Below are 25,921 nucleotides of genomic sequence, written 5' to 3'. Positions count from 1 at the left end.
AATTTCATATGAATAACATGCTTTATGCCACCAGATGAGTGGAAGGAACTGTACAGGACGGTGAAAGTGATTACGGAAAATGATAACTTTACTTATATCGATCCGATAAGCTACCACGTCAAGTAACGGAACCTGGCGAAAAATTGTCTTCTTCGGATAACTTCTTTGTAAAATGGAACTAAGGAAAAAACAGAGTTTGATTACACAAACTCTGTTTCAATTTAAATTTTTTAATGATATGCTTCGTCAGTTGCTTAAAGGAGCCATCTTCATTAATTAAGTAACTCATAACCTGATTAGGTAGAAAATAAATATCTTCGAACCGAAGATTGGGTTATGTATTCTATATAAACGCTAACCCCCGTGTATATAGTTCCTGTGATCAATCTTCGGAAGGCTGAATGACATGAACAACTCGTTCATTGGCCGTTTTAATGGTCATATACGGAGGAAAAGGAATAATCAAAAGTGTTCGAAATTTACCTCTATATATATTCCCTTTAATTAGAAGTAATCTTTTTAATCATCAAAATATTCTCTACCAAATTCTCTTTGAATACCATAATCCTCGATACATTGAATAAAAGCAATTTAATTCATTTTCATGCCATAAACGGTTTGAATTGACAAAATATTAGGGTAAAAAGATTTGTAAAAAAGCTCCGCCCCATATGGAACAGCGCAAAATTGTGTGATATTACTTTGGCGATTATTTTAAAGGTTGAGGAACATTATATAAGTTATTACAAAATGACTTACCAACGGATATTGAAGAAGCCTTGAAAATGTTACTTAAATAAGGTTTCCTTTTCCACGAGTACATTAGCTTAAGTACAATTATTTAATTTTAGGACAAAGGCTACACTTTAATTATTCAATTAAAGTGTAGCCTTTGTGGAACAACATAGGTCGAAATGATCAAACTTAATTTTAAATAGGCAGAAAATTAATAACATTAAAAAAGAAATCAAATAACTTATTATTTCTACACATATAACATGACAACTAATATTATATCGGTGTAAAAAGAAAAAAAGAGATTCATGTGTGAATTCAGCTAAATTACTTATTTCACCCTTTCTTTATTTAAGGTAATATTGTTTTCACTTTTTTTAAACCTGACGTATAGGATTTACAATGCTGCTGCCACTGATCAGCATGACTTTAGATCCCTGTTTCCTCAAATACGCATCTTTTTTCGATTATGAGCTTTTGAGCTCACGGTGAAAGATAGAGTTTACCTTCACATTAAATGGCAAGTGATTGATGACAAGGTTAATTCGATAAGGATCACATTTTCCTTGCGTTTGTACGTAATAGCTGTTCATCACTACGTATACTTATATGTTCATTTGTAAAAAAGCACTTATGAATAAAAAAGATATGTTTGTGAATTATATAACTGATCTTAATTAAATAATGGGAGGGGATTTTTTATGTCAACAGAAGGAATTATGAGATTTTTTTCAGTTCGTCCAGCTAAGTATAATGAAAATCAGTTTACAAATAATAATAGAAATTTTTATCTTTTTCCTTCAGGATTTAAAACGAGCTTTTATGAAATTTTAGAGGATGCTAAAAATCGAAAAGTTAGTAAAAATGAATATATTTCAATTGCCCAAAATTTTAAAAGTACAGATGGATATGTACAAGATATTAATGAATTGAAATTTAATATTAAACTTTTTCTTGAATACGTTAATGAACATTCAAGTACAGAATTGCAACTAGAAAAATTGAAACGGAAAATAGAGAAGTTGTACGGAGATGTTATAACTGAAATTGTTGAACTTCAAAGCTTCCAAGAAACCTTTATTTCTTTAGCGGATAGTATACTATCTGACTGTATAGCAATTCCTACACCTCCTAATCGGAGAGATAGATTAATAATTAGATTTAAATTAATGAAGATTATATCTACTATGGCAGATAACGTACAGTTACCTGAAGTTGAAAAAATTGGTGAACTCTTATCCCAAACGACTTTAATACTTCCCGATTTAACGGATCTTAGTGATTTACCTTCGAAATCTAACGTAATTATTAAACAGTTAGAACCTACTGATTCTGAAATTGAAGTAGATAGAATTAAGAAAAAGCTAGGACTTTTAACGAAAGTTTATAATGAAATTATTCATTTTCTTCAATTAACAGAGCACACAGTAACTAAAACTGAAGCAGATAACTCAAAGTCAAATGTTTCTCACAACGACCAAAAATTATGGTATAAAAACAAAATACATGGGCGCATAGATACAACTTTACCGCCAATTGATTTAATAAGTGTAGAGAGTAAAAGCGTACTTCACGATTTAGAAATTAACTCGAGCGAGGTAAGCCCTTTTTATATTTTGGAGCTTATTGAAACAGAGATGCGTAATATTTCATCTCAGCTCCCTTCAAAATATACACCAAAGAAAATTATTCATATAGGTAGTGGTATCATTGACGCTACGCAGTTTCAATCAATATTAAAAAAAGAGGGTATAAGTAAAGATTTAGTAGCGCCTTCATCTTGTAGCTTCAAAGCAGGTATTGGCGATTTATTATTAGTTAAACAAACACTTAAGGCTTACGAATTAACAGAATTTGCACATGTGGAAAATATACTTGCAGGAGAATCAAAGGAGAGAGAACATAGACGCCATAATTTGTTAGAGGAAATTGAGATTACTGAAGAAGAAAATGAAACCATTAAGGAGCGTGATTTACAAAGTACGGAGCGAAATGAGCTCCAAACCGAAGCTGAAAGAACTATTAACAATCAGTTGAAATTAGAGACAGGGTTAAAGATTAGTGGATCATATGGTCCTTCTGTAAACTTTACTTCGAGTTTAAATGCTAGTTCTTCTACCACAGTTGATGAAGCTCAAAGGCAGGCTAGGAGTTTTGGACAGGATATAACCATAAAAAGTTCTGAACGAATTTTAAATCGTGTAAAAAAAGTAAGACAGCGTCGAATATTAGAAGAAATTGAGGAAATTAATAAGCACCAGATTCAAAACACAGGTATGGGCAATGCAGGTAATATTACCGGAGTTTATCGCTGGCTTAATAAAATATATGATGCACAAGTATTAAACTATGGGCAAAGAATGATGTACGAGTTCGTTGTACCTGAACCCGCAACTTATTATTTACATGAAATCATTCAGAATCCCTCCGAGGAAGATATACTTATAAAACCTGAACCCCCTACTTATCCTCAAACAGGAGGAAGCAATCCACTTAAACCAGAGAATCTTACCCAAACAAACTATCAGGATTATGTGAGTCAATATGGAATTACTGATGCACCAGTACCGCCTGCTCAGTATATAATAGTTTCTTTTTGTGAGCATCAAGATCGAGTTCAGAACGGTGATCCTGAAGCAGCGTATGGCAGATCAAGTAAATTAGAAATTCCTGAGGGTTATGTAGCTATTGCAGCATGCATCCAAAAACTAGGAGCGTGGCGAGATATTAATACAGCAGCATTTGTAGTTATTATTGGTGGTCGAAAGTTTGAAACTGTTGATGAATTGGTTAGTTATAAGACTTTTGGTCGGTTGTATGAAAAGGAAATATCGGTCGTTGTTCAAACAATATACCTTGAAAGCTTTAGTATTGGGATTGATGTTGTTTGTAAACGTACTTCTAGAATGTTTGAAGAATGGCAGCAAGCTATGTATAAAGTAATTATAGAGACTTATCAAATACAAAAAAAAGAGTATGAAACCAAGCTTGAGGAAGCCACTATTCAAAAAGGCATAAAAATTCTTGGCAACAATCCTTTAGAGAATCGTAAAATTGAACGTGAAGAATTAAAAAAGACTATTATTATGATGTTAACAGGTAAAACAAGCATAGCCTTGGATTCTTTCGAGGCGGGTTCGCCGACGGAAATTAATATCGAGGCTGCATGTAAAAATGGAGCTTATCTCCAGTTTTTTGAAAATGCGTTTGAATGGAATAACTTGGTTTATGTATTTTATCCTTATTATTGGGGAAGAGAATCTAAATGGTCATCTGCGTTACACCTGAAAGACCCTGATCCTGATTTTACAGCGTTTTTAAAAGCTGGAGCAGCCCGAGTTCAAGTTCCTGTTCGGCCAGGTTATGAACGTGCGATTGCTCATTTCTGTCAATTTAATCAAATATGGGAAGGGAACGATATTCCTTTGCGTGATGATGACTTGTATGTTCCTATTGTTGATGAAATTAGTGAAAATTTAGGGAAGTTTGATGTGGGTATTCCATATCCGGAGGGTGCTGAACCTTGGAAAGTTACTATCCCTACATCTTTAGTTTTACTTCAAGATTCAGGTGAAGTCCCTGATATTGAAGATAGTATGTCAGATACTGATAATGGCTTGAGGTAAGTATGGAAAATTACATTTTTGTAGCAGGCGTAGATTATGAGTTCAAGGGTGTAGATTTCCGTGTGTTTTGTAATAATCGAATTAGTCGGCTTCTTGCACAAAATCTTGAGAAAAAAGATATTCAGTTTCAAGTTTTTGACTTTCGTAAAGGAGAAATTGTGACACATCAAATAACTTATAATAATGGTACGAAAAGTGAAAAGAGAGTGGTTAGACGTACTTTTAAGCCGATTTCAAAGAAGAATTACGATGTATCTTTAAAAAATGGTACCCCGTATTATTCCTTTAGAAGGGGACAACATGAAGTGTTATCCATTTTAGATGTATATGAGGCTGTGAAAAACATAGGAGCTCATTCTCCTAAGACTTTAAAAGAGCTTAGTTTTTTTTCACATGGATGGATGGGTGGACCCATTCTTGTAAACAGTTTTCATAATAGAGATGCTTTCCAAGAATCACTAAGAGATCCTGATGACAAAGATCCAAGAGGTCAACTTGATTTTATTCCTCCGACGATGAGCAGCAAAGCTAAGCAAAACCTTCAGAAAGCTTTTCATCCTAAGGGTTTTATTTGGATTTGGGGTTGCGCATTCCCAAACTTAATTCACCAGATTCTTACAAAAGTTGAAAAAAACCCGGCTTATAAGGAACAGGGACTTGGTGATGACGATTTGTTGTTTTTCACTAATTTCAATAAAGAAGAGGCCAATGTATTACAATATTATCTTGAGCCTTCAATAGGTAGATTTTCAAATTATAAAAAAATCGAACTACCCTTTAAATACTTAAAATACTTTTTCTGTATAGCCATACAAGCAAGTTATTCATTTCAAATTGCAGTAAATGCTAAAATTAAGACATATGGCGCACTTCTTGGAACCTATGCAGAATATGAACGAGGCAACTTTCCATTACTACGAGTGCCAGGGGTCTTTAAAAGACACTTAGCTTTTTACTCAAACTACCTTGGCTTTTCACTCGATTTTGAGGGTAGAAATTACGGAGAGTTTCGTGCTGATTTAACATGCCACTTTATATAATAATAATTATGTAAAAGAAGAGTATCTAAGCATAGATGATGTAAAAAAAGAGAATGTTTAACCTTCTCTTTTTTTATTTAACTGTGTCCTAATTCTTTTTAGCAATCGTGGGCTGAGATTCACAATGCTGTTGTCATTGATACTCATTACTTTGCACTTTAATCATCGGGACGTTCTTCACTTTCTAGTCTATTTCATGAAAAAATTATTCCAAGAATTTTTTTACATATTCTTCTTTCTACGTTGAGAAATATTACGTTCGATTTTTATAGATCTTATGTAGTGAATTTACCTCTTCATTATTTCGAATGTCTTGATCCACATAAAAATACTTGATGTTTTTCCCATTACTTATTTCATTTACAATAAACTCCTCAAATTTTCTACTAAGTTCTTCATTAGATGAGATCGCTTGCTGTATTCTAGACATCACATCTCCACTATGTTGTTTTGATTTTCTTTTAAAAAATCTTTAAATCTATATTTAAAAATAAACCCTTTTATTTCTTCTGGTATTTTCATTTGTGACTTAGAACTAATTTCCAAAACAAATACCCCTATTTTCTTCTAATTTAATTCTTTTATCCCTATGCTAATTTATATATAATAAATTCTTTTTTCACGGTTAATATCTCCATATAAAATAAATGAAATGTTATATAAAAGTAATTTTCAAATCTGAAAGCATAAGTTTGCCACAAATAAAAAGAACCATAAAGCTGCCTCAGTTTGAACCATATTATTGCCGTAAATCGCAGCTTTGTAAGAACATCTTCTTATTAGTTTTGAAGCATAACATTGCCAAACACCTTTTATTAACCCATAAATTTGCCACTAACTTTATATAGCTCCCTCCGCTAAAACAGAATCTCATTTTAAAATATAACCTAATCCCCTTAATACTTCTTTACGATACTCTGAAATTTCCTTTCTTGCGAATAGAAAATTTATTTTAATTTTATCTTTAAGGTGTGCTTCAACCCTATTATGTGAAGGGAATAATCCTTGCTCATGTAATTCAATAATCGAATTATGTATTAACTCAAACAACTTCGTTTTTTTGTAGTTCTTCTCATTTTCAGAATACCTAATACGCCTCTCCCTTATTAGTTTAAATGAATTAGGACACAGTCTTGCAATCTGCCCTCGTTTAAAACCATACTTTTTTTCTATTTGAGTTATCGGTAATTCAATATCCAATTCTTTTGTTACAATCTCTAGCAACAAATCATGTTTAGACTTTCTTTGTTCCTCTCTTCTTTTTCTCGAATATTCATTCAGCTCATTAAATATTTCAGGATAAACTTTTCTAAATTGCCTATAGTTTACTTTGTTTCTTGTACACACAGTAACGAGACTCAAATCAGAACTCTTTAAGTCACATGTAATTTTTTCTATTTTTTCTGCTGGAATTCTATATGAACATCTTTCTTTTGTCTCATTATACAATTCGGGAAATTTCTTTCTTATCGTTAAGCTATTTACCTTATATTTTCTCTCTATTTGAGCTAAATTTAATGGTAATTCTTTCATAAGATTATCTGTTAACATATCATGCAATTCTTTCAAATTTAATCGCGTTGATGCTACATCTTTTCTTATATCAAAAGTTTTTTCGTCCAAACTAATAATTTTTTTGTTAACAAGATATTCAATTTCTTTAAAGTCTTCCTTTATAAAAACATTTGTAAAGGAAGACTTTGTATTAACACAAAAATTAATTAATGCCCATTTTGGTGGCGAACTCTTATACTTTAGCCATCTACCAATAGTACATTCTCTTTTTAAACCAAACAAATCGATAAAATCACGCCTCTTTAAATTTAAGAATTCATCCAATTTTTTTATTGTATTATTAATATGAAAAGATAATAAACAATAGTCATATTTATACACTCCGCAAAATATCTCGTGCATAATTTTTTCCTCCGAACTTATTGAACAAACATTCCCATCTTTATTTTTTTCTCCAAGCCAAGCATTACAATACTGACAAAAACCTACAATGTATTTGTTATACATTGATGGTAATTTTTTATTACAATTATGACATTCAGTTCTTAGTTTACAACAATGCTTAGAACAGTGATTTATAGATATTATTTGCCAAATCAATAGTTCATAAACAATACCATTTTCATCTCTAAATTCTTGTAAACATTTTGGACACCATTTCTTATACTTAGATACAATATTCTCTCCATATAACAAACCCTTTAAAGACATAAGCGTAGTAAAAATAATATCTTTTCTTCCTGTTAACATTTCTAAGACACTTATAATATCCTCACTACCGGTTCCTATTGAACATAATGTAGATGTATACTTGGAAATACTACCTTTCATATAATTATCTTTTAAATGTTTTACCGTTAAGTAACTTGTTATCAACCTTCTAATTAAAGTTCCTGGTGTAATGGAATGTTCATATGCTAACCTTGCTATATAACTTGTTAGGCTCTCTACATGTGGAGTACCTAAGCCCATAGGCTCAATAGAATAAAGGGTACTAATATTTACTTGATACTCATTTTGTATTTCTTGATCTATACTTTGAATTCTCATTATTTCACCTCCCTACTGCATCACGTTTAGCTTTTCTAACACCTACATTTTTTCGCGATTTATTTTTTGATACTTGATTTACTGAATCTACATTAAATTTATTTAATCCCATTTTTATTCGTAATTCACTAACTTTATCTTTATTTTCATTGAATTTATCTTCACCCTTTTCAATCTCTTCCATCATGACCTCTATTTTACTAATAGGCAGAGCATACTTTTTTAAAGACTGAAAATTAATGGTAGTTTCACCATTGTTCACACTACTGACCAAACACCGGCTAAGCCAATCCTTTAAAATCCCAATACAGCCCAGTGTGCGCTCATATATAAAATCATAATGATTTATTAAATCAGGTTCTTTCTCTAAAGGCAGTTGTTTTTGTAGATTTGCTATAACATTTATAAAATGCTTTAATTCATCCATATTATTGGCATTATATCTTGCAAAATGAATGTCAGTAACCCGTCTACTTAGTTGCCCACTTAAGTTAATAAAATCGGCTAAATCATAATGGCCAACAAGAATATGTAATACACCTGATATATTTGCTAATGATTTAATAACATCCAATTGCAAATGCAACGTCTTTCCATTTGTAATATTAGAAAAATGTTGCGCTTCATCAACGAGAAAAGCTAGCGGTTTTCTATAATAAAAGGCCTTTTCTAAAGAGCGCCTTAGTTCAGGAGACGTTCTTTTATCATAAGGACTTATTTTTGTGATTTTATCACTCTGTTTTAACGTATCGTAATCGACCTTAAAATCAATTAACGGCTCGTTTAAAGCTTCTAAAACCCTTTTGTAATAATCCTTCCAATTAAATCTCCCTAATTCCGGGGAAGGTAATTCCACTCCTGTAATAGGTATTCTATTATCCATGTCTTCCCGCTTAAGAGCCCATTGATAAATTTTACGTACGACCAATTCCTGTACAGTAGTCTTTCCCACCCCTGTTGGGCCGACTACCATAATCAAATTACTTCCTGCTGGATTTTTTATACGTTCCACTAAATCTTCTACTATACTTTCCATAATAGGATGTTCTACTTTTACATATTGTTCAAACCATACGCCTCTTTTCTCAGCAGAATCCAATAGAATCTCTTTTGGAAAATTTCTTTCTAAAGACATCATTAACCTCCTTCACCAAAGCGCTTTAATTGTTTGAATTCAAAATTCAATAAATCAATTTTTTCCCGATTAGAAAGTGATTGCTGATTTTCTTGTTGCCCTTCACTAAATAAGCTATCCTCATTTTTGTCTCTAGCAATTGATTGCATTTCTCGATCTTTAATTGCCTGTTCAAATGCTCTTTCACTTTTTTCGCTCTTGTTAATAAAGTCGGCTATCATTTTTGCAGAAATATTAAACGATTTATTATGATTCTTAAACCTTTTTTTGAGCTCTGCCGTAATATGTTTTAACTCTCTCTCTGTTCGATTTCTAAAAATTGAATAGTACTCAGATATACATTTAATCCATTTATTATTTACATATGCATAAGCGATACTGATATCATAAGGATCGTATCTAACAGCTACATTTGTATTTTCCACTTTTGGATTACTAAATTCATTACACCAGTAATATTTATAATCAATTTTCACACCACGCCCTACATGCACCTTTGCTGTACCTTTAGAAGTTGAAGGCAGAGTTAAAACCTTAAATTCATCATCATAACGAATTAACTTAAATTCTCTGGAGCCACTAATCGCAAAACTCTGCTCGAAACATTCTAAAGGAGTTTGTCCCAATGCAGGATGAGAAAGCTTATGATATACATCTTCAAACCATTTATTTAAATATCCATATAAATCTTTAATCGTCCATACCGCATGAGTTTTTGGATTTACGCTTTTCGTAACTTGACGAACATCTTTCATAATCAATGTATTGCCTTTTAAATTATAAATAAACATTGTATTAGTCGTCCCAAACATCCTTTCAATTACAGAACCAAATCTAGACTTAGCAGGCGGTCTAGATTTTTTTGTGATTTCAAAGTATGCTAATAATGTTTCAAAATACACACTACTAAATTCTTTTCCATTATCTACAACAACTATTTGAGGCACTCTCGAATGTCTTCTAACACAATCCCTCATCACCATCATGACTGAGCGATAACTAGGTGGATCAAACGTTAAAAAAAAAGACAAAATTTTTCTTGAGTAAGCATCCGTCATAAGGGTAAGCCATGGTCTTCCCAAGGATTTGTTTGTTTTTGAATCAACGAGCTCAATATCTAATTCTGTATGATCAATATGACAAACATGAAAGACTCGTTCCCCATGTCTAGGTGTTTTTAATTCTAGCTCCCAATAAAATTGATTGTAATTGTATGCTGCTCTTTTCCCTTTTCTCTTTTCTATCTTTAGTGCTTTTGGGCGTACTTTAATATAGTTTGTAAATGTTTTATAGCTTGGGGCAATAATTCCTTTTTCCTCACAAGCATTAATTAACGAACCATAAACAACTCTCATTGACTTTTGCTTATTTGTCTCATAATCTTTTTCAATGTATTCGTTCATAAGTTCGATGGATTCTATTGGCAATTTACTAATTCTATTACCCCGATCTTTGTTTTTAGGAATTAAACCTAAATAACCATTTCCATATAAAAGTTGCGCTTCTTTAAATTTTTTAGTCCAGTCTCTAATCGTTCTGAAAGGTACATCATTATTCTCATTTAATTCTCCGTTTAGCTTTTTCCTTACCAACTCATATCTTTTATTCGCAATTTCATAATCAGCTTGTTTGGCTTGTATAAGTATCTCCCTTCTTATTTTTTCTTTATCACGACTCATTGTATTAATTCCTCTAATACTTCCCTCTACAAATAAATCCACAAATACATTTTCCGGAACTTTAACAACTTGTTCTTCTGAAGACAATAGAGTTATCTGTTCATTACCATTATTAATAATTAGATACTGATTACCATCCCACATTACATTAGTACCTATATCAGTTCTCACTATTTCAGGTTTACAATTTTCTTGTTGTTGCTCATTAATAACACTATTTATAAAAGAATGATGCTGTTCAACGCTTATATATACAGGATTTCTATCGGGTTCACTAAGTAAATAAATATTTAAATCAACATAAATTTCATTACATATTATTAAATCGTATACATAATCAGCTGAATATAAATTAGAAGATTGAATTAAGTCTTGAAGAGAGATTCCTGGAGAAGTTTTAATTATATTGAAGATAACATTTTTAATATCACTTGATACATTTTGTTGACCAGCTCTTAAATAATCATCCAAAAACTCAAAATTACGAGACAATATCCAATTGATTTCACTATCTGATCTAACCCTAAATTTTAAAGCACGTTCCATTGCCCATTTTTCAGCTGGTGGAGAACACCATTGACCCATTTCATTTTTCTTATATCTGACCGGCTCTTTTTCAAATAGTTTTATGAGGTCTGTTTCAGTTTTCCATTCTTCGAAATAAATAGCATCCTTTGCAATTACTAAAAAATCCGGAGTATAAATCGGCGCCACTTTTTTGCCATTGGACTTTTGATATTCCAGTTTAATTTTAGTTGGTTGATCATAATACTCTAAAACATTTGGATTATTCTCCATCATAAAAATAGCTGGTAATTCAACTTTTGAAGATTCATATTGAATTGTGCACCCCATCTTTTTACTAGGATACGTACCACAAACATTATGACCACCTCCACCAACACGACGAACAGGTTCAGATGTACGTATACAATTTATGAAGTCTTTTGTCTTTTGGGGTATATGTAATCTTAAACAAAGTTGTTCAAATTCAAAATCACTTAACATAAATAGACTCCTCTCATCTTCTCATTCTAATATCTTCTTTAACCACTCTTCACGTATTCGCCTTTCATGTAGAAGGGCAGGTTTATTTAAAAACTTTTCAACTTCTCTTCGACTAGGATAAACTTCATTCTTATAGAGTTGATTAATTACAATGTCCATACTCCTAATTAATTCAAAATATCTATTATCTTTTTTTCGAATGCGATATTCTTTATATTGTTTTACAATAAGATGACAAATCTCTGGACAATTGGCCATTAATACCTTTCTATCATATTCCATTATTTTTGCCATTTCAGATAGAGACACAGAGGGATTTTTTAAAAGCAATATCTCTAACCTTTCTTGCAATTCTTGTTTATTAATTTTTCTCCTTACTAAAACGTGCTCCTCTTTTTTTTGCTTCGTTTCTAAATTCAATTGAGGATCTATTGAGAAATCTACATTTAAAAATCCTATTAAAGATATTTTGAGCGTAAAACAGATATCTAAAATTTTACCTAGTGACGGTAATCTTCCACCATAAACCCAATCCCATAGAGTTACTTTTGAAATATTAATCCCCCTTGAAAATTCTGACAAATTTCCATTGGTATGACAATTAATCAATCGAAGAAAAGCTGCAACAATTGATTTCCTACTGTACTTTTGAGTTAAAAAAAATCTACTGGCAACTAATGTACTTATTTCTTGAGCCTTAAATATCTCCAGTTTGTCTCTTAATTCTCTGGCTATACTCACTCCTAGCCATTTATTACAATAAGGGCAATAGCCAATCATACTTTTTCTATGTAAAATCGGAAGAGTCTTTCCACATGAAGAACAAACTTCCTCCAATTTACAATTATGCTGTAAACAAACTTTCACATCTTTAAAAAACCAAATTAAGGGATAATAAGCTGCATCCTCCCCCCATTGTTTTAAGCATATTGAACACCAAGCTAATTTACTTCTCAGTAAGTTCCTTGATGAGACTAACCCTTTAATTTCTAAATTTGTTGTCTTTTTTATATCATTTCTACTTGTTAATAAATCTAAAATACGAGTAAATTCTGATGCATTTTTATCAAAACCATTTAGACTTTTCGCGCCGTCATAAAAACGGTTTCCTCCATAAATACTGCCATTCAAGATATAGTTGTTATCTATCATAGGGGCCATTATTTTATTAATTAATGTCCCTAGCATAATATTATGTTCTCTTGATAAGCGTATAATATAGCTTGTTAAGCTTTCACACATACTTGTCCCAGCTGATTTGGGAGATACTGCATAAAGTGGACTAACACTCTCATTAGGAAATTCCATATTTCCTCCTCAATTTTTTCTTTAAGTTAGAATATTCTTACTATTATAAACTTCTTTTTATATTGTTAAACTTCATGTTATTTTTTTAAACCACTTAAAAAATCCTGGCTTATTTTTTCATTCAAATAGTTAATCAATATTTTTATTGTTATCTACACTCATCTTTGAAGTCATCAACTAACACATTGAGTTGTTTATTCATTTTATCCAACTGTAGCTGTAACTCTTTTTGATTTCTTAGCTTTCCGTTTAAACCACACTCACCTTCTTTAAACTGTTCAAAAACACGTAAAACCTAATGTAATTTAAAAAAATAAAAAATGACAACTCTAATCCTTTTACCACTATTCACCTTTATTAGTTATAATAAATTAAATATTTGCAAATGTTTCTACTGGGTGTAAAATGGTTATTAAATCTATTGTTATAGTAAAATCTAATACTGTTTATTGGAGGGTTTATCATTATAGGCTATGAATTTGGAATTGATCCAACAATACTAGTTGCAGGAGATTTAAATTTCATTAATGATTTTAAAATTGCTGAATTTCATGGGATAGGATATTTAAGTATCCCAAATCATGCTTTAGAAAATATTCCTTTAGAAATTGGTTTGATTTTTAGAAATAATAAATATGCAGAACAAGCTTTTGAAGATTTAATGACATGGGTAGATGCTTCTGGAGGAGATGGCGATGCAGTAGCATTAGATTTTGTAGAATCAAAAAACAATGGATATACACTATGTATTTATCCTGATCCAGATAGGTTAATCGATAGGTGCGTACCTAAAAGTCTAAAGGATTGGATAAAACCATTAGTTACTTTTTCAACATATTTTAAACAGATTGATCATGTCAGTGAAAATTATTCTAGATTAAAAAATGCTTCAAAGTTTTCAAATTTAAAAGTTCATTTAATAAAAGATGGAAGACCCATAGAGAAATTATTTTTTATAAAAAATAAAGTCAATTTTTTTACTGAAGAGAATGTACCTGAAAATTCCCTTGTTTATGATTTTTTCAACAATAAAAATAAACATCCTGATAATCAATTTGAAATAAATAATGATTATTTTAAAAAAATCAAATCAGAGGAATTAGAAAAATTGGAGGAAAAAAGGCTAAAAAAAATAAAGTATTTCTTTCCAATTACATTTGAAAAAGTAAAGAATAGTTCAAATTTATCAGATGCTATTAAACATCTAAGTGAAATTTACTCTTATTCACAAATTCTTCAAGCAATATGCAATATAGTTTTAAATTTTCGGCTTGAAGAAGAAGGGATCAAAGAAATCACTAAGAATCCAGAACAATTCCAAATTAATATTTTAGAATATATATTAGAAAACTATGAGGAGTTTGATAGTCCCTTCCCTGATTTTAATCAGATAGATAAAGTACAAATTGAGGCACAAATAAAACTAGATGTAGAAAGCCATAAGGCTTCATTGAAGGAGGAATAATTTTATGGAACCGACAATAATTGCTGCTTTTACCGGCTGGGTAATTAACGGAGTTGTGGCAGGCGTTACAGCAAACTTAACATACGATACAATGAAACATTTTAAAGCAAAATTTATTAATAAATTCAGTGGATTTTTTAATAATGAAGAACAAGCGGAAGAATACCTTAAATGTATCGGTGATACACCTTCCAGAAATATTAATAAGCCCTTTAGAGATGTTGAGGATTCATATGAATTAATCGTTAAGAAGGAGCTCCCTGATTCTTTTATCCCTCTTCTAAAAGAATGGATATTAGAAAATAAAGAAGAACTAAATAAAATTGCTACAAAAAATAATAACACTCTAAATATAGGATCGCAAACTGCCGGAAGAGATGTAATAAATGTACAAGGTCATCAAACCATAAATAATTATGGTGGTAATAATGGATCAAATTGATATTAGACACCAAGAAGCCCAAAGAGACATTTATAATGTAGCGGGGAACCTTACTGTTAATAATTACTATTTAGATTCTCAGAAAAAAATACTCCCGCAAAATGCTTTTAATAGCTCAACTAAATTTATAAAATATGTTGATAATTTAAATGATTCATTTAAAGATAAGAGAATTCTTGATCGAAAATCCTACTATCAAGAATTGGAATGCGCATTAAATGAAGATAACCAAGTTCTTATTTTTGGTGAACCTGGTGTAGGTAAAACAGCAATATTGAACCAGTTATCTTTGCAAAAAGAATCTATTTACGTTTCGATGAAAAGTATGTCCGCACTTAGGGTTTTACATTACCTAATTAATGAGATTTTGTTACAAAAAGGCTTAGAGCAATATAATGACCCCAGTATTGAGAATTCGATAGTACAATTTGAAGAGCTATTAGCTGAAACTACAATCTTATTTCTCATTGATGATTGTGAAATTAATAAAGAATTCGTAGCTCGTTTAATTGATTTAGAGAAATTCCGGAATAATTTTATATTTGTTTCAAGAACTAATAATATACTTTCTAAGTTACCCATTCAAAGCATCCGTATCCATCCATTGAATGAGGAGGAAGTTGGGAATTTTTTAAAATTACACGGTTTGGAACTACCTACTACTGTGCTAATTGAAGTAATCGATTCTTCAAATGGTAACCCTTTATATTTATATTATTTTGTGAAACACCAAGTTTTCCCTATACCAAAGGGACTTCAAGCTTATCAAGAAGCAATTTGGAATAGCCTTAACGACATTCAAAAAAGTATTTTGAGTTCAGTTTCCTTATGTTTATTTCCACTTAAATTTGAGATTTTAAATTTGACAATCAATAAGTTACATAAACTGGAATTAAATCCAATTGAATTAAATAAGGAAATATCAAATGTAGATACCTTACTTTATATAAATGAGGGCGCTTACGAGCTGTTCCATCCATTTTTTTCTGATTTTATTAAAGCAAAATTGGAAGCATCCGGACTTAGCACATGGTATCAAAATGAAATAGGCGAAATATTTTTTGAAAAACAAAACTATATAGAAGCTATACCTCTCTTAATAAACATTAATGCTGACAAGGTTTTTGACGAACTACTTAGTGTGGCGCCTTACTATGTGGAATGGGGGTACTTTGATCTTACAATTAGTGTTCTTCAGAAATTTATAACCCTTAGTGAGAATAAAATGTCTATAGAGGTGGGATATGCAAACTATCATTTAAGTAATTGCTATAGAAACCTAGGTTATACCGATTTAATGAGGGTGCATATTGATAACGCAATAAATATTTTTCATGAGATTAATGAACAAGATTGGCTATCAGTCTCACTCATTTGGAAGGCTTTAGATTTAGCTGATGAAGGTAAAATTGAAGAGGCACATAATTTATCTTCAGAAATATTTTCACAAAAGCCATCAAATGAACACATTGAGGCGACTTTATTAATTAATATGTCTAAATTATATATAGATACTTTAGAATTTGAAAAAGGAGCTGAAGTATCTAAAGAAGCCTTTGGCTTATTTAAAAAATATAATGATTCAAAAGGGTTAATATCAAGCTTAGTTAATTTATCTGTCTGTTTAGTTAAACTAGATCAGCTTGAGGTTGCTTTAGAGTATTGTAATTCCCTGCTAGAAGTTGCTAATAATAACGGTGATGAAATACTTAGTGCGACAGTGTTAAATACAATGACTATCTGTCACAGAAAGCTTGGAAATACTAATCAGGCTAAGGAATACTGCAACCAATGTATAAGGATCTGGGGTAGACAAAATCAAAAACAAAAATTGGCCATGAATATTCTTAATTTAGGTAATGTATATAGAGATGAACGTGACTTTCAAAATGCTGAAAAGTATTATAGAGAAGGTTTAGCATTAGCTATTGAAGTTAAATCTTTAAAAGAACAGGGTCGTGCATATGAGCTATTAGCGAATATATTCAGGGAACAAGAAAGATATGATGAATCTATCAGCTATGCTACATTGGCCATTGATAATAGTAAAGCAGCAGGTGATAAGTTTAGAGTTGCAGAAGCATTTATTGAAAAAGCAATTAGTGAGGAAGAAAAGAAACAATATAACGTTTCAATAGGTTCCTATCAAGAAGCAATAAACTATTATTACCAATCTAATACATACGATGAAATGATGGTACCCATAATCAACGTTATTAGATTGTATGAAAAATTAAATTGTTACGAAAAGCTAAATGATCAAATTCAAAAGATTTACTGCTTATTTGAGAATGGAGTTTTAACTGCTAATATTGAAGGTGTAGAAGAATTATTAAATTATATTCCTGTTGAAAAGGTGCTTAATTTTTATACCTTGTTGTTTGAAAAAACAATAGAGAAGCAAATTTATATAACTTCTTCATTGGTAATAAATTTCATTTCAATTTGCAAAAGGCATATACAACAAGGTAAAATACATTTCAATAAATTCTGTGAACAATTAATAGATCATATTGATGTTAAAAGGTATCAAAACCTGCTTGCACATTGTATTGAGCAATCCAGTATTTTATTGAATCATACTGAATTGTTGCATTTATTTAAACGTTTAACCGATAATCTTCAGGGAATATATTTTCGTGAATTAACAGATGAGGATTTATTAGTTACATTATCATGGACATCTCAAAAAATGTTTCAAATAAGGGCTCATAAAAATTGCTTGCAGGAATTAAAGGTAGGAATTGCTATTGCAATTATATTAAAAGCAAACGAAGATATATTTAATAAGTGCATAAAATCTTATAAGGAAGAAAATCTTTCAATTCATGTTATTAATCAATCTATTTTCAGCGAAAATATTATGGAAATACCGATTGAATTAATAAATCATGAAATACCCGCAATTTTCTTGAGAAGAATGGATTTTAATATTTTTCAACCTATTATTTTATTAGACGAGTATTCTAAACTCAATGACTTTACATTAAATCCCCAAAATAAAGCGTTTGCCTGGGTGTTATTAATGTTATTTAACATTGTTTATAGTCATTTTACTCACAGCGACTTAGACATTGCAGAAAACCAATTATATAGAAAATCATTTCTATATAGAGTACTGGATTTATTTAAATTAGAAAATGCAATTGACAATTTAAACAACGAAAAACTAAAATTTATTTTAAACGATAATATGCATGACTTAATTAAACATTTAAAATAAAAAAGAGATGTGACCTAGTACTTAGGCCACATCTCCTTTTTATTTTGAATCAATATCACCATTGAAATTTGCCTATCCAAACACTAGATGTGAAAATATTATTCTTTAAATCCTTGTCGAGTATATCTTCTTCTCCTAACTCACTAGCTCTTCGAGTAAAAGTAAGAGCGTCTTGGAGTACAGCTTTTTTAGCCATACCAAATTCACTTCCAATTTCTTCAATCCAATATGTGCGTTGATCTTTAATCCAATTGTATTCACTACCTACAGGGACATTTGTATTATTTTTTTCCCATAACGATATCAAAAGATTATCAACAGGTGTTATTTTACGATCTTCTGCTCCTTCTTCTAAACTAGTTAACTCACTGTCAGAATATTTATACGGGCGACTGTTAGAATACCTTTCTTTCTGAGATGGATAAAGAGTTTTATCTATATTAAATACAGGAAATAATGTATTTATTATACAGGTTTCTAGGTTTTCTTTATCGAAATAATCTTCAATAAGATAAGTGTCAATAAGATAAATATGATCCTTAAATTCACTGGAATTTAAATGGCTATAAAGACGTGTATTAAGATTTTCTGCCATTCCTACATATATGACTACACCATTTCTATCATATAAAATATATAGTCCTGCCTTTGCAGGTGTTATCTGAATTTCACCATAGGCTTTTATATGTTTTTGATCATATTGAGCAATTTTTTTTGATGCATTCCACCTTGCATATTGTCTAAATAGATCAGGAAATTTATACCTATAAGAGATTGAATAAACACTTCCTTTTACTAAAATAACATTTACATCTTGTTCTTTTTGAATAACATATATTTTTGAATTGGCCTTACCTTGGTGTATAGAGATTTCATCATCTTCTTTTAACTCTATTTGAAAAATAGATTGGAATTCTGAAATATTATTGGAATTGATTGTTAATTTTTGTAGCAACTATTTACACCTCTTTTTATTATAAATAACGACTCATCTTCAATTTTACATTAATAAATTAAAACATAACAATATTTTATACTGTTTAGCTTGTGGTAAAACACTTTAGACTATTTTCACCTCAAAACTCTAAATTAACTGATGCTTATTCAGAAATGAATCAAAGCACCAACTTATTTCGTTTTCATACACCTAATTACTAAAAAATCCTCTTTCATAATACTAGTATCTATAAGCTCGTATATATCCTCTGTCGTATTTCAATGCAATCTGAACCCTATTATGCACTAACAGTATAGATACTAAATTAAGTCATTTTATAAATGATTACTTCCAAGCAAAAGAACTAAAAGCTCTTTCATTATCCATTAAGCAAATTTTATATAGATAAACTAGATAGGATCTATTTTTGGAACCATAAATTTGCCACAAACAAAAAGAACCATAACCTTGCCAAAATGGCAAAGTTATGGTTCAAATCACAAAAATAAAAAACCACCAAATATGTATTGGTGGAGACGGTGGGAGTCGAACCCACGTCCAAAAATATCGGCACTTAAGCTTCTACGAGTGTAGTCGATATATTAGCATTTCGCGAACTCTTCGGCCTATCGACAGGCTTCCAAGTTGCTAGTCTGGTTGTTCTCTTCCTTTGTCCTCAGACGGCGAACTCCGGCGTAGTCCACTTAGTTTGAGTCCCTTACCCTACCACATGGACGATGGAGGGAGGAACCTTTAGTGCAATTAAGCAGCTAAAGAAAGATTGTTTTGTTTGCCAATTATAGGCTTTGACGTTTTAACGAGGCCGATCCCCTCGACTCGCAACCTAAGCTCGAACTATCCCTGTCGAATCCGTAACGTCCCCATGATAAAAATGGAGCATACGAAGAAAATATCGTGATAGCTACTAAGAGCTGTTTTTCAATGTGCAACAATCTTACATAAGTTATTATAACATACGCGCTCCATTTTACAAATGTAAATATCTGTATTACATCTTTTGGCGATCACGGAACGCGCGTGCAATTTCACGTTTAGCTTCTTTCTCTTTTAAATCGTGACGTTTATCGTATTGCTTTTTACCTTTTGCTAAACCAAGTGCCATCTTTGCAAATCCATTTTTTAAATAAATTCTAAGTGGAACTAATGCGTAACCTGTTTCTTTCGCAGCGCCCGCTAGTTTATCAATTTCTTTTTTATGCAGAAGTAATTTTCTCGTACGAAGTGGATCATGGTTGAAACGATTCCCTTGTTCGTACGTATTAATGTGCATATTATGAACCCATACTTCACCATTATGTACACGTGCAAACGCATCTTTCAAGTTTACGCGTCCAGCGCGAATTGACTTAATTTCCGTTCCTTGAAGGACAAGCCCTGCTTCGTATGTTTCTTCAATGAAATAATCATGAAATGCTTTTTTATTCTGTGCAATAACCTTACCTGTACCCTTTGGCATATAACGTCCCTCCTCTATTTTTACTATTGTAACAAATGTTAATAAAAAGCGAAAGTGGCTCGCTCAGAATCTTTGGACATTGGAACTCCCGACAGAGAAGCGCTTTTTGCTTCGTCCGAGGGAGTGAAATGGCCAACAGATTCTAGCCACTGTAGCTGGATTCCATTAAAAGCGAAAGTGGCTCGCTCAGAATGTGAGGTAGCTGGAGCTTCTGACCTTGAGGCGCTCTTTGCCTCTCGGGAAGAAGTGAAGCCGCCGAACATTCTAGCCACTGTAGCTGGATTATATAAAAAGCGAAAGTGGCTCGCTCTCAAGCCACGAAGAAAAAAGAAAACGGCCCCGCTTTTCATCAAAGCGAAGCCACTCTTTTCTTACTTACGCTTTTTCTTTTTCTTCTTGAATCCTGGTACGTTTTCGAAGAATGCTTTTTTCTTCTTACCGTTACCATCTTTTTTTCCTGGCTGGCTAGCAGAAGCGGATGCAGATGCGGATCCTCTTCCTTTTCCTTTGCCACCACGGTCAAATTTTCTACCTGTGCCACGTTCACCGCCGCGCTCATTACTGCGCTCGCTACGTCCACCGCGTTTCTTTCTGCCTGTTCTTGGCTGTTCAATAACGACTGGACGATCTTTGAACTTACGGCGAGGTGTGCCTTTCATGCCAACGATTTCAAAGTCGATTGCACGCTCGTCTTTGTTTACGTTAATAACGCGAATTGTAATTTCATCACCGATGCGGAATACGTTTCCTGTACGTTCTCCGATCATAGCGAAATGTTGCTCGTCATAACGGTAGTAATCATCCGTTAAGTAGCTAACGTGTACAAGACCTTCAATTGTATTTGGAAGCTCTACGAATAAACCGAAGTTTGTTACAGAACTAATCATACCGTCATACTCTTCACCGATCTTATCAACCATATACTCTGCTTTTTTCATCTCATCTGTTTCACGCTCTGCTTCAACAGCACGGCGTTCCATATTAGAAGAGTGCTCTGCAATCTCAGGTAATTTTTCACGCCATTTTGCTTGCGTTTCGTTGTCGACTTTACCATTAATAATGTATTCACGAATTAATCTATGAACGATTGTATCTGGGTAACGACGAATTGGTGATGTGAAATGTGTGTAGAACTCAGTTGATAAACCGAAATGTCCTAAACTATCCGCATCGTAACGAGCTTGCTTCATAGAACGAAGCATAACTGTTGAAATAACTACTTCTTCTGGCTGTCCTTGAACCATTTCAAGAATTTGTTGCAGCGCACGAGGGTGCACTTCATTCGCACGTCCTTTTACCGCATATCCGAAGTTCGTTACAAACTCGAAGAAACGCTCAAGCTTATCTTCTTTCGGATCTTCATGGACACGGTACATAAACGGTACGTTCATCCAGTGGAAGTGCTCTGCTACTGTTTCATTCGCAACAAGCATAAATTCTTCAATTAACTTCTCTGAAACAGAACGATCACGCATAACAACATCAGTCGGTTTTCCTTCTTCATCCACTAATACTTTCGCTTCTTTAAAGTCAAAGTCAATTGCACCACGGCGCATACGTTTTTCACGTAAAATTTGTGCCAATTGACCCATCTCTTTAAACATCGGTACGAGCGGCTCATAACGCTTAATTAACTCTTCGTCCTCATCTTCTAAAATGCTTCTTACGTCAGCATACGTCATACGCTCTGTCGTTTTAATCACACTTTGGAAAATCTCGTGTTTAACAACATCACCTAAATTGTTGATTTCCATTTCACAAGATAACGTCAGACGGTCTACTTTCGGATTTAATGAACAAATACCGTTAGATAGACGATGCGGAATCATCGGGATTACACGGTCAACAAGATATACACTCGTCGCTCTTTCCGCTGCTTCAACATCAATTGGAGAGCCTTCTTGAACGTAATGACTTACATCCGCAATGTGAACGCCTAGCTTGTAGTTACCGTTCTCAAGCTTCGTTACTGTAACAGCATCATCTAAGTCTTTCGCATCTGCACCATCAATCGTTACGATCATTTGATCGCGCAGGTCGCGGCGATCTTTTAAATCTTCTTCTGAAATCGTTTCTGGTACACTGTTTGCATGCTCCATCACTTCCTCAGGGAATGCTAAAGGTAAATGATGTTTATGAATGACAGATAAAATATCTACTCCTGGATCATTTTTATGACCTAGAATTTGAATAACTTCACCTTCTGCACTTAAACGATTCTCTGGATAGCTCGTAATTTTCACAACTACTTTATGACCTTCTACAGCACCCATCGATGCGCTTTTCAAGATAAAGATATCACTCGTCCAGCGCTTATTGTCAGGTATAACGAATCCAAAGTTTTTCGATTCTGTATATGTACCAACTAGTTCTTTCGTTCCACGCTCTAAAATGCGTACAATTGAACCTTCTTGACGCGAACCGCTCGATTGAGAACTAAGGCGTGCTAATACTGTATCGCCATGAAGTGCACCGTTTAATTCTGTAGGCGGGATGAAAAGATCATCGTCTCCTGTTTTCTTCTCGTCTGGTACAACGAATGCAAAACCACGTGCATGTCCAATTAACTTACCTCTTACTAAATTCATCTTTTCAGGAAGACCGTAACGGTTGCTACGAGTACGAATAACAAGTCCCTTTTCTTCCATCGTTACAAGTGCCTTTACGAAATCTTTAAAGCCCTCAGAACCTTCAATCCCAAATGCCTCTTCTAACTCTTGTATCGTTAGCGGTTTATACGCTTCTTCTCTCATAAATAATAACAACTTATCAATATGTTCTTGTATGATTTCTTCCAAGCAAAAATACCTCCTTTAAAACCTTATATTATTTAGTGTATCCGAAAGATAGGGGATGTATAAAGTGAAACTTCAATACTCCCCTTATGATTTTTACAGTTTTCACAAAAAATTCCTTATGAAAAAAAGAGGCAACTAGATCTTACCAATCTAGTTGCTCCAAGAAGTTATATACATCCTCATGTAGCTCGTCACGTTGTTTATCAAGTGTAATGACATGCGTAGAGTCTTCATACCATTTAATGTCTTTTAACGTAGATTCTACACCGTTATAAATAATGTTAGCACTATCTGTATTAATCATTTCGTCATGACGTGCTTGTACAACAAATGTTGGCGCATAAATCATATCCACATTGTTACGTACGTCAGCAATTAATTGTTGTAATGCTTTTAATGTATTCATCGGTGTCTTTTGGAATTCCAACATTTCTTGTTCAATTTGTTCAGGTGATTTTTGCTCACGTTTTTTATATTCGCGGGCATATGCCAATATACCTTGGTACATCGTTTCTTCGCTCTTAATATACATCGGTGCACACATTGGTACTACACCTAAAACCGGTACTGTATAACCTAATTTTAAAGAAAATACGCCGCCAAGTGACAATCCAACAACAGCAATTTTCTCAAAACCTTTATCTTTTAAAAGCTGATATGCCTCCGTTACATCTTGCCACCAATCTGTAGGCCCTGTATGAACAAGCTCTTCTGGTGGTACACCGTGCCCTTTATAAATTGGCGCATGACAAGTATAGCCCTTCTTTTCTAAGAAACGCCCTAACATACGTACATCAGCTGAGTTCCCTGTGAATCCATGTAGTAATAAAACAGCGCGGTCTCCACCCTCAAATGTAAATGGTTTCGGAGATGCTAATTTCATCATGTATTTCTCCTCTTTCTCTTCTGTAATCTAGTCGTATTCTTTCTATATCTAGTGTACCATATTTGTATTTCTATAATCTAATTAGAAACATCTTTCAAATAGCAAAACAAAAAAAGAAGAACCATTAGTACCATTCACTAACGCTTCTTCTTTCAATTTTATAAATTGAAGTACGTAACACCAATTGTTAATACAAAGAACAATACAGCTAAAACAATTGTAATACGGTTTAATACCGCTTCAATTCCACGTGCCTTTTGCTTACCAAATAATTGCTCCGCACCGCCTGAAATTGCACCTGAAAGGCCTGAGCTATTACTAGATTGCATAAGTACCATAACAATCATTAAAATCGATACAATAATAAGTAAAACTGATAATAACGTATGCACTTGGCGTACCTCCTACAAAGATTCAGTTATTGTAACTGTAGCATAAATTCTATAGAAAAGCGAGAGCTATAGGGGCGCTCTCGCTTTTCTTCTATTACATAAACATCATCGCAAATAACGGTCCAAGTAAACATGTCAAAATTGCTGTTAATGTCATTGTTACCGATCCAATAACACCTTCATGCTCATTATTTTTCATTGCTCTCATCACGCCCATAATATGAGAAGCACATCCAAATCCGATACCTTTACCAACTGAGTTTGTAACACGGCTCCATTTTAATAAAAGTGGGCCTGTAATCGTTCCAGTAATACCTGCGATAACAACGAAAGCTGCTGTTAAGGAAGGTACACCACCAACTTGTTCAGAAACACTCATCGCAACTGGCATTGTCACCGATTTTGGTAATGACGATAAGATTAAGCTTTTATCCGTTCCCATAAGTGAAGCAATCGCAAAATCACTAGCGATTGCAACTGTTGTACCTACTAATACCCCGCCAGCAATCGGTACAACATATTTTTGCAGAACATGACGTTGTTTATAAAGAGGAATTGCAAATGCTACAACACCGGGTCCAAGTAGCTTTGCAATCCAGCCACCACCACTTTCCATATAATGTTGATATGGTATATCAAGCACGATAAATAGGAAAGCCATTAATCCAGTTGCTACAAGCATTGGAATGGTGAATGGTGTTGGAAATAATTTATAGATTTTTTTAGATAATTGATATAATAGCACCGTAAAAAGAACCCAACCGACTCCGATTAATATTTGGCTCATCGCGACTCTCTTTCCTTCCTATTCGCAAGATATTGTCCTGTATGTCCTGCGACAATAATAATTAAAAATGTACTCGCTACAACTGTAATGAAAAGAGAAATTCCTTTACTCATAAAAAAAGCACCGTAATTCATTAGGCCAAGCGTTGGCGGAATTAATAAAAACGGCATAATAGCAACGAGTGTTTCTGCTCCTAAATCGAACCATTTCACTGGAAGAACTTTTAGGCTAAGTAAAACAAGTAAGAGGAACATTCCAATCAAACTTCCTGGAATTGGAATGTTTAACATTTCTTGCACCCAAGTTCCAACCATATAAAACACGTAAAGAGCAGCAATTTGGACAAGAATCTTTGTAAATTTCATGTTCATCATCCCTCATGTTTATACGATCTTCTGTTAATATCTTTATCATAGTA

General features: G+C 32.8%; 16 protein-coding genes and 1 other RNA gene. 5 read left to right on the top strand and 12 right to left on the bottom strand.

Annotated elements, in window-relative coordinates; translation table 11 throughout:
• The first annotated feature begins 1,436 nt into the window (after positions 1 to 1,436).
• Both HFD78_RS09910 and HFD78_RS09905 read left to right on the top strand, forming a co-directional pair.
• Positions 1,437 to 4,361, top strand: a complete 2,925-nt coding sequence (locus tag HFD78_RS09910; RefSeq protein WP_098628416.1) for a hypothetical protein — start codon at positions 1,437 to 1,439, stop codon at positions 4,359 to 4,361.
• A gap of 2 nt (positions 4,362 to 4,363) precedes the next feature.
• The gene (locus HFD78_RS09905; protein WP_098628417.1) at positions 4,364 to 5,401 is read left to right on the top strand and encodes a hypothetical protein; all 1,038 of its coding nucleotides are present in this window, start codon (positions 4,364 to 4,366) and stop codon (positions 5,399 to 5,401) included.
• Between the two features lie 870 nt (positions 5,402 to 6,271).
• Here HFD78_RS09905 and HFD78_RS09900 read toward each other — a convergent pair.
• The 4 genes from HFD78_RS09900 to HFD78_RS09885 are packed head-to-tail and all read right to left on the bottom strand — an operon-like array spanning position 6,272 to position 13,096.
• Positions 6,272 to 7,966 (bottom strand): TniQ family protein, encoded by a 1,695-nt coding sequence (locus HFD78_RS09900; RefSeq protein ID WP_098628418.1) that lies wholly within the window; start codon positions 7,964 to 7,966, stop codon positions 6,272 to 6,274.
• Positions 7,967 to 7,970: 4 nt separating this feature from the next.
• The gene (locus HFD78_RS09895) at positions 7,971 to 9,101 is read right to left on the bottom strand and encodes an ATP-binding protein (RefSeq protein WP_176543935.1); all 1,131 of its coding nucleotides are present in this window, start codon (positions 9,099 to 9,101) and stop codon (positions 7,971 to 7,973) included.
• Positions 9,102 to 9,103: 2 nt separating this feature from the next.
• Positions 9,104 to 11,788, bottom strand: a complete 2,685-nt coding sequence (locus HFD78_RS09890; RefSeq protein ID WP_098628420.1) for a TnsA endonuclease N-terminal domain-containing protein — start codon at positions 11,786 to 11,788, stop codon at positions 9,104 to 9,106.
• Positions 11,789 to 11,809: 21 nt separating this feature from the next.
• Positions 11,810 to 13,096, bottom strand: coding sequence for a TniQ family protein (locus tag HFD78_RS09885; protein ID WP_191968069.1), 1,287 nt, complete (start codon positions 13,094 to 13,096; stop codon positions 11,810 to 11,812).
• Positions 13,097 to 13,757: 661 nt separating this feature from the next.
• On the opposite strand from HFD78_RS09885, the gene HFD78_RS09880 reads away from it, so the two are divergent.
• From HFD78_RS09880 to HFD78_RS09870, 3 genes are read left to right on the top strand one after another with little or no spacing between them, the layout of a single operon-like run.
• Positions 13,758 to 14,561 carry a hypothetical protein gene (locus tag HFD78_RS09880; RefSeq protein WP_191968068.1) on the top strand — a complete coding sequence of 268 codons (804 nt, stop codon included), beginning with the start codon at positions 13,758 to 13,760 and terminating at the stop codon, positions 14,559 to 14,561.
• Positions 14,562 to 14,565: 4 nt separating this feature from the next.
• Complete coding sequence (locus HFD78_RS09875; protein WP_098628423.1) at positions 14,566 to 15,003, top strand: hypothetical protein; 438 nt, start codon at positions 14,566 to 14,568, stop codon at positions 15,001 to 15,003.
• Positions 14,990 to 18,226 (top strand): tetratricopeptide repeat protein, encoded by a 3,237-nt coding sequence (locus tag HFD78_RS09870; RefSeq protein ID WP_176543936.1) that lies wholly within the window; start codon positions 14,990 to 14,992, stop codon positions 18,224 to 18,226. The genes HFD78_RS09875 and HFD78_RS09870 overlap by 14 nt, the downstream gene beginning before the upstream one ends.
• Positions 18,227 to 18,281: 55 nt before the next feature.
• Here the strand turns inward: HFD78_RS09870 and HFD78_RS09865 are convergent, their stop codons facing one another.
• From HFD78_RS09865 to HFD78_RS09830, 8 genes are all read right to left on the bottom strand, one after another.
• The gene (locus HFD78_RS09865) at positions 18,282 to 19,181 is read right to left on the bottom strand and encodes a GIY-YIG nuclease family protein (protein ID WP_098628425.1); all 900 of its coding nucleotides are present in this window, start codon (positions 19,179 to 19,181) and stop codon (positions 18,282 to 18,284) included.
• 510 nt (positions 19,182 to 19,691) lie between these two features.
• Positions 19,692 to 20,046: a transfer-messenger RNA gene (gene ssrA, locus HFD78_RS09860) on the bottom strand.
• Positions 20,047 to 20,172: 126 nt separating this feature from the next.
• The gene (smpB, locus tag HFD78_RS09855) at positions 20,173 to 20,640 is read right to left on the bottom strand and encodes an SsrA-binding protein (RefSeq protein WP_001123919.1); all 468 of its coding nucleotides are present in this window, start codon (positions 20,638 to 20,640) and stop codon (positions 20,173 to 20,175) included.
• A gap of 371 nt (positions 20,641 to 21,011) precedes the next feature.
• On the bottom strand, positions 21,012 to 23,438 hold the full coding sequence (gene rnr / locus HFD78_RS09850) for a ribonuclease R (protein WP_000391096.1): 2,427 nt from the start codon (positions 23,436 to 23,438) through the stop codon (positions 21,012 to 21,014).
• 142 nt (positions 23,439 to 23,580) lie between these two features.
• Positions 23,581 to 24,321: a carboxylesterase gene (gene estA, locus HFD78_RS09845; protein WP_000761986.1), complete on the bottom strand. Its 741-nt coding sequence runs from the start codon at positions 24,319 to 24,321 to the stop codon at positions 23,581 to 23,583.
• Positions 24,322 to 24,482: 161 nt separating this feature from the next.
• Entirely contained in the window at positions 24,483 to 24,716 is a 234-nt protein-coding gene (gene secG / locus HFD78_RS09840) for a preprotein translocase subunit SecG (protein WP_000557264.1), read from the bottom strand.
• Between the two features lie 94 nt (positions 24,717 to 24,810).
• Positions 24,811 to 25,503: an LrgB family protein gene (locus HFD78_RS09835; RefSeq protein WP_000078309.1), complete on the bottom strand. Its 693-nt coding sequence runs from the start codon at positions 25,501 to 25,503 to the stop codon at positions 24,811 to 24,813.
• On the bottom strand, positions 25,500 to 25,868 hold the full coding sequence (locus tag HFD78_RS09830; protein ID WP_000673222.1) for a CidA/LrgA family holin-like protein: 369 nt from the start codon (positions 25,866 to 25,868) through the stop codon (positions 25,500 to 25,502). The genes HFD78_RS09835 and HFD78_RS09830 overlap by 4 nt, the downstream gene beginning before the upstream one ends.
• Positions 25,869 to 25,921: the final 53 nt, after the last annotated feature.

It is taken from the genome of Bacillus sp. EKM501B (genome assembly GCF_011800505.1).
GTDB classification, from domain to species: domain Bacteria; phylum Bacillota; class Bacilli; order Bacillales; family Bacillaceae_G; genus Bacillus_A; species Bacillus_A cereus.
Note: the sequence above shows the minus strand (reverse complement) of the source record. Positions and strands in the feature narration are given on the sequence as shown.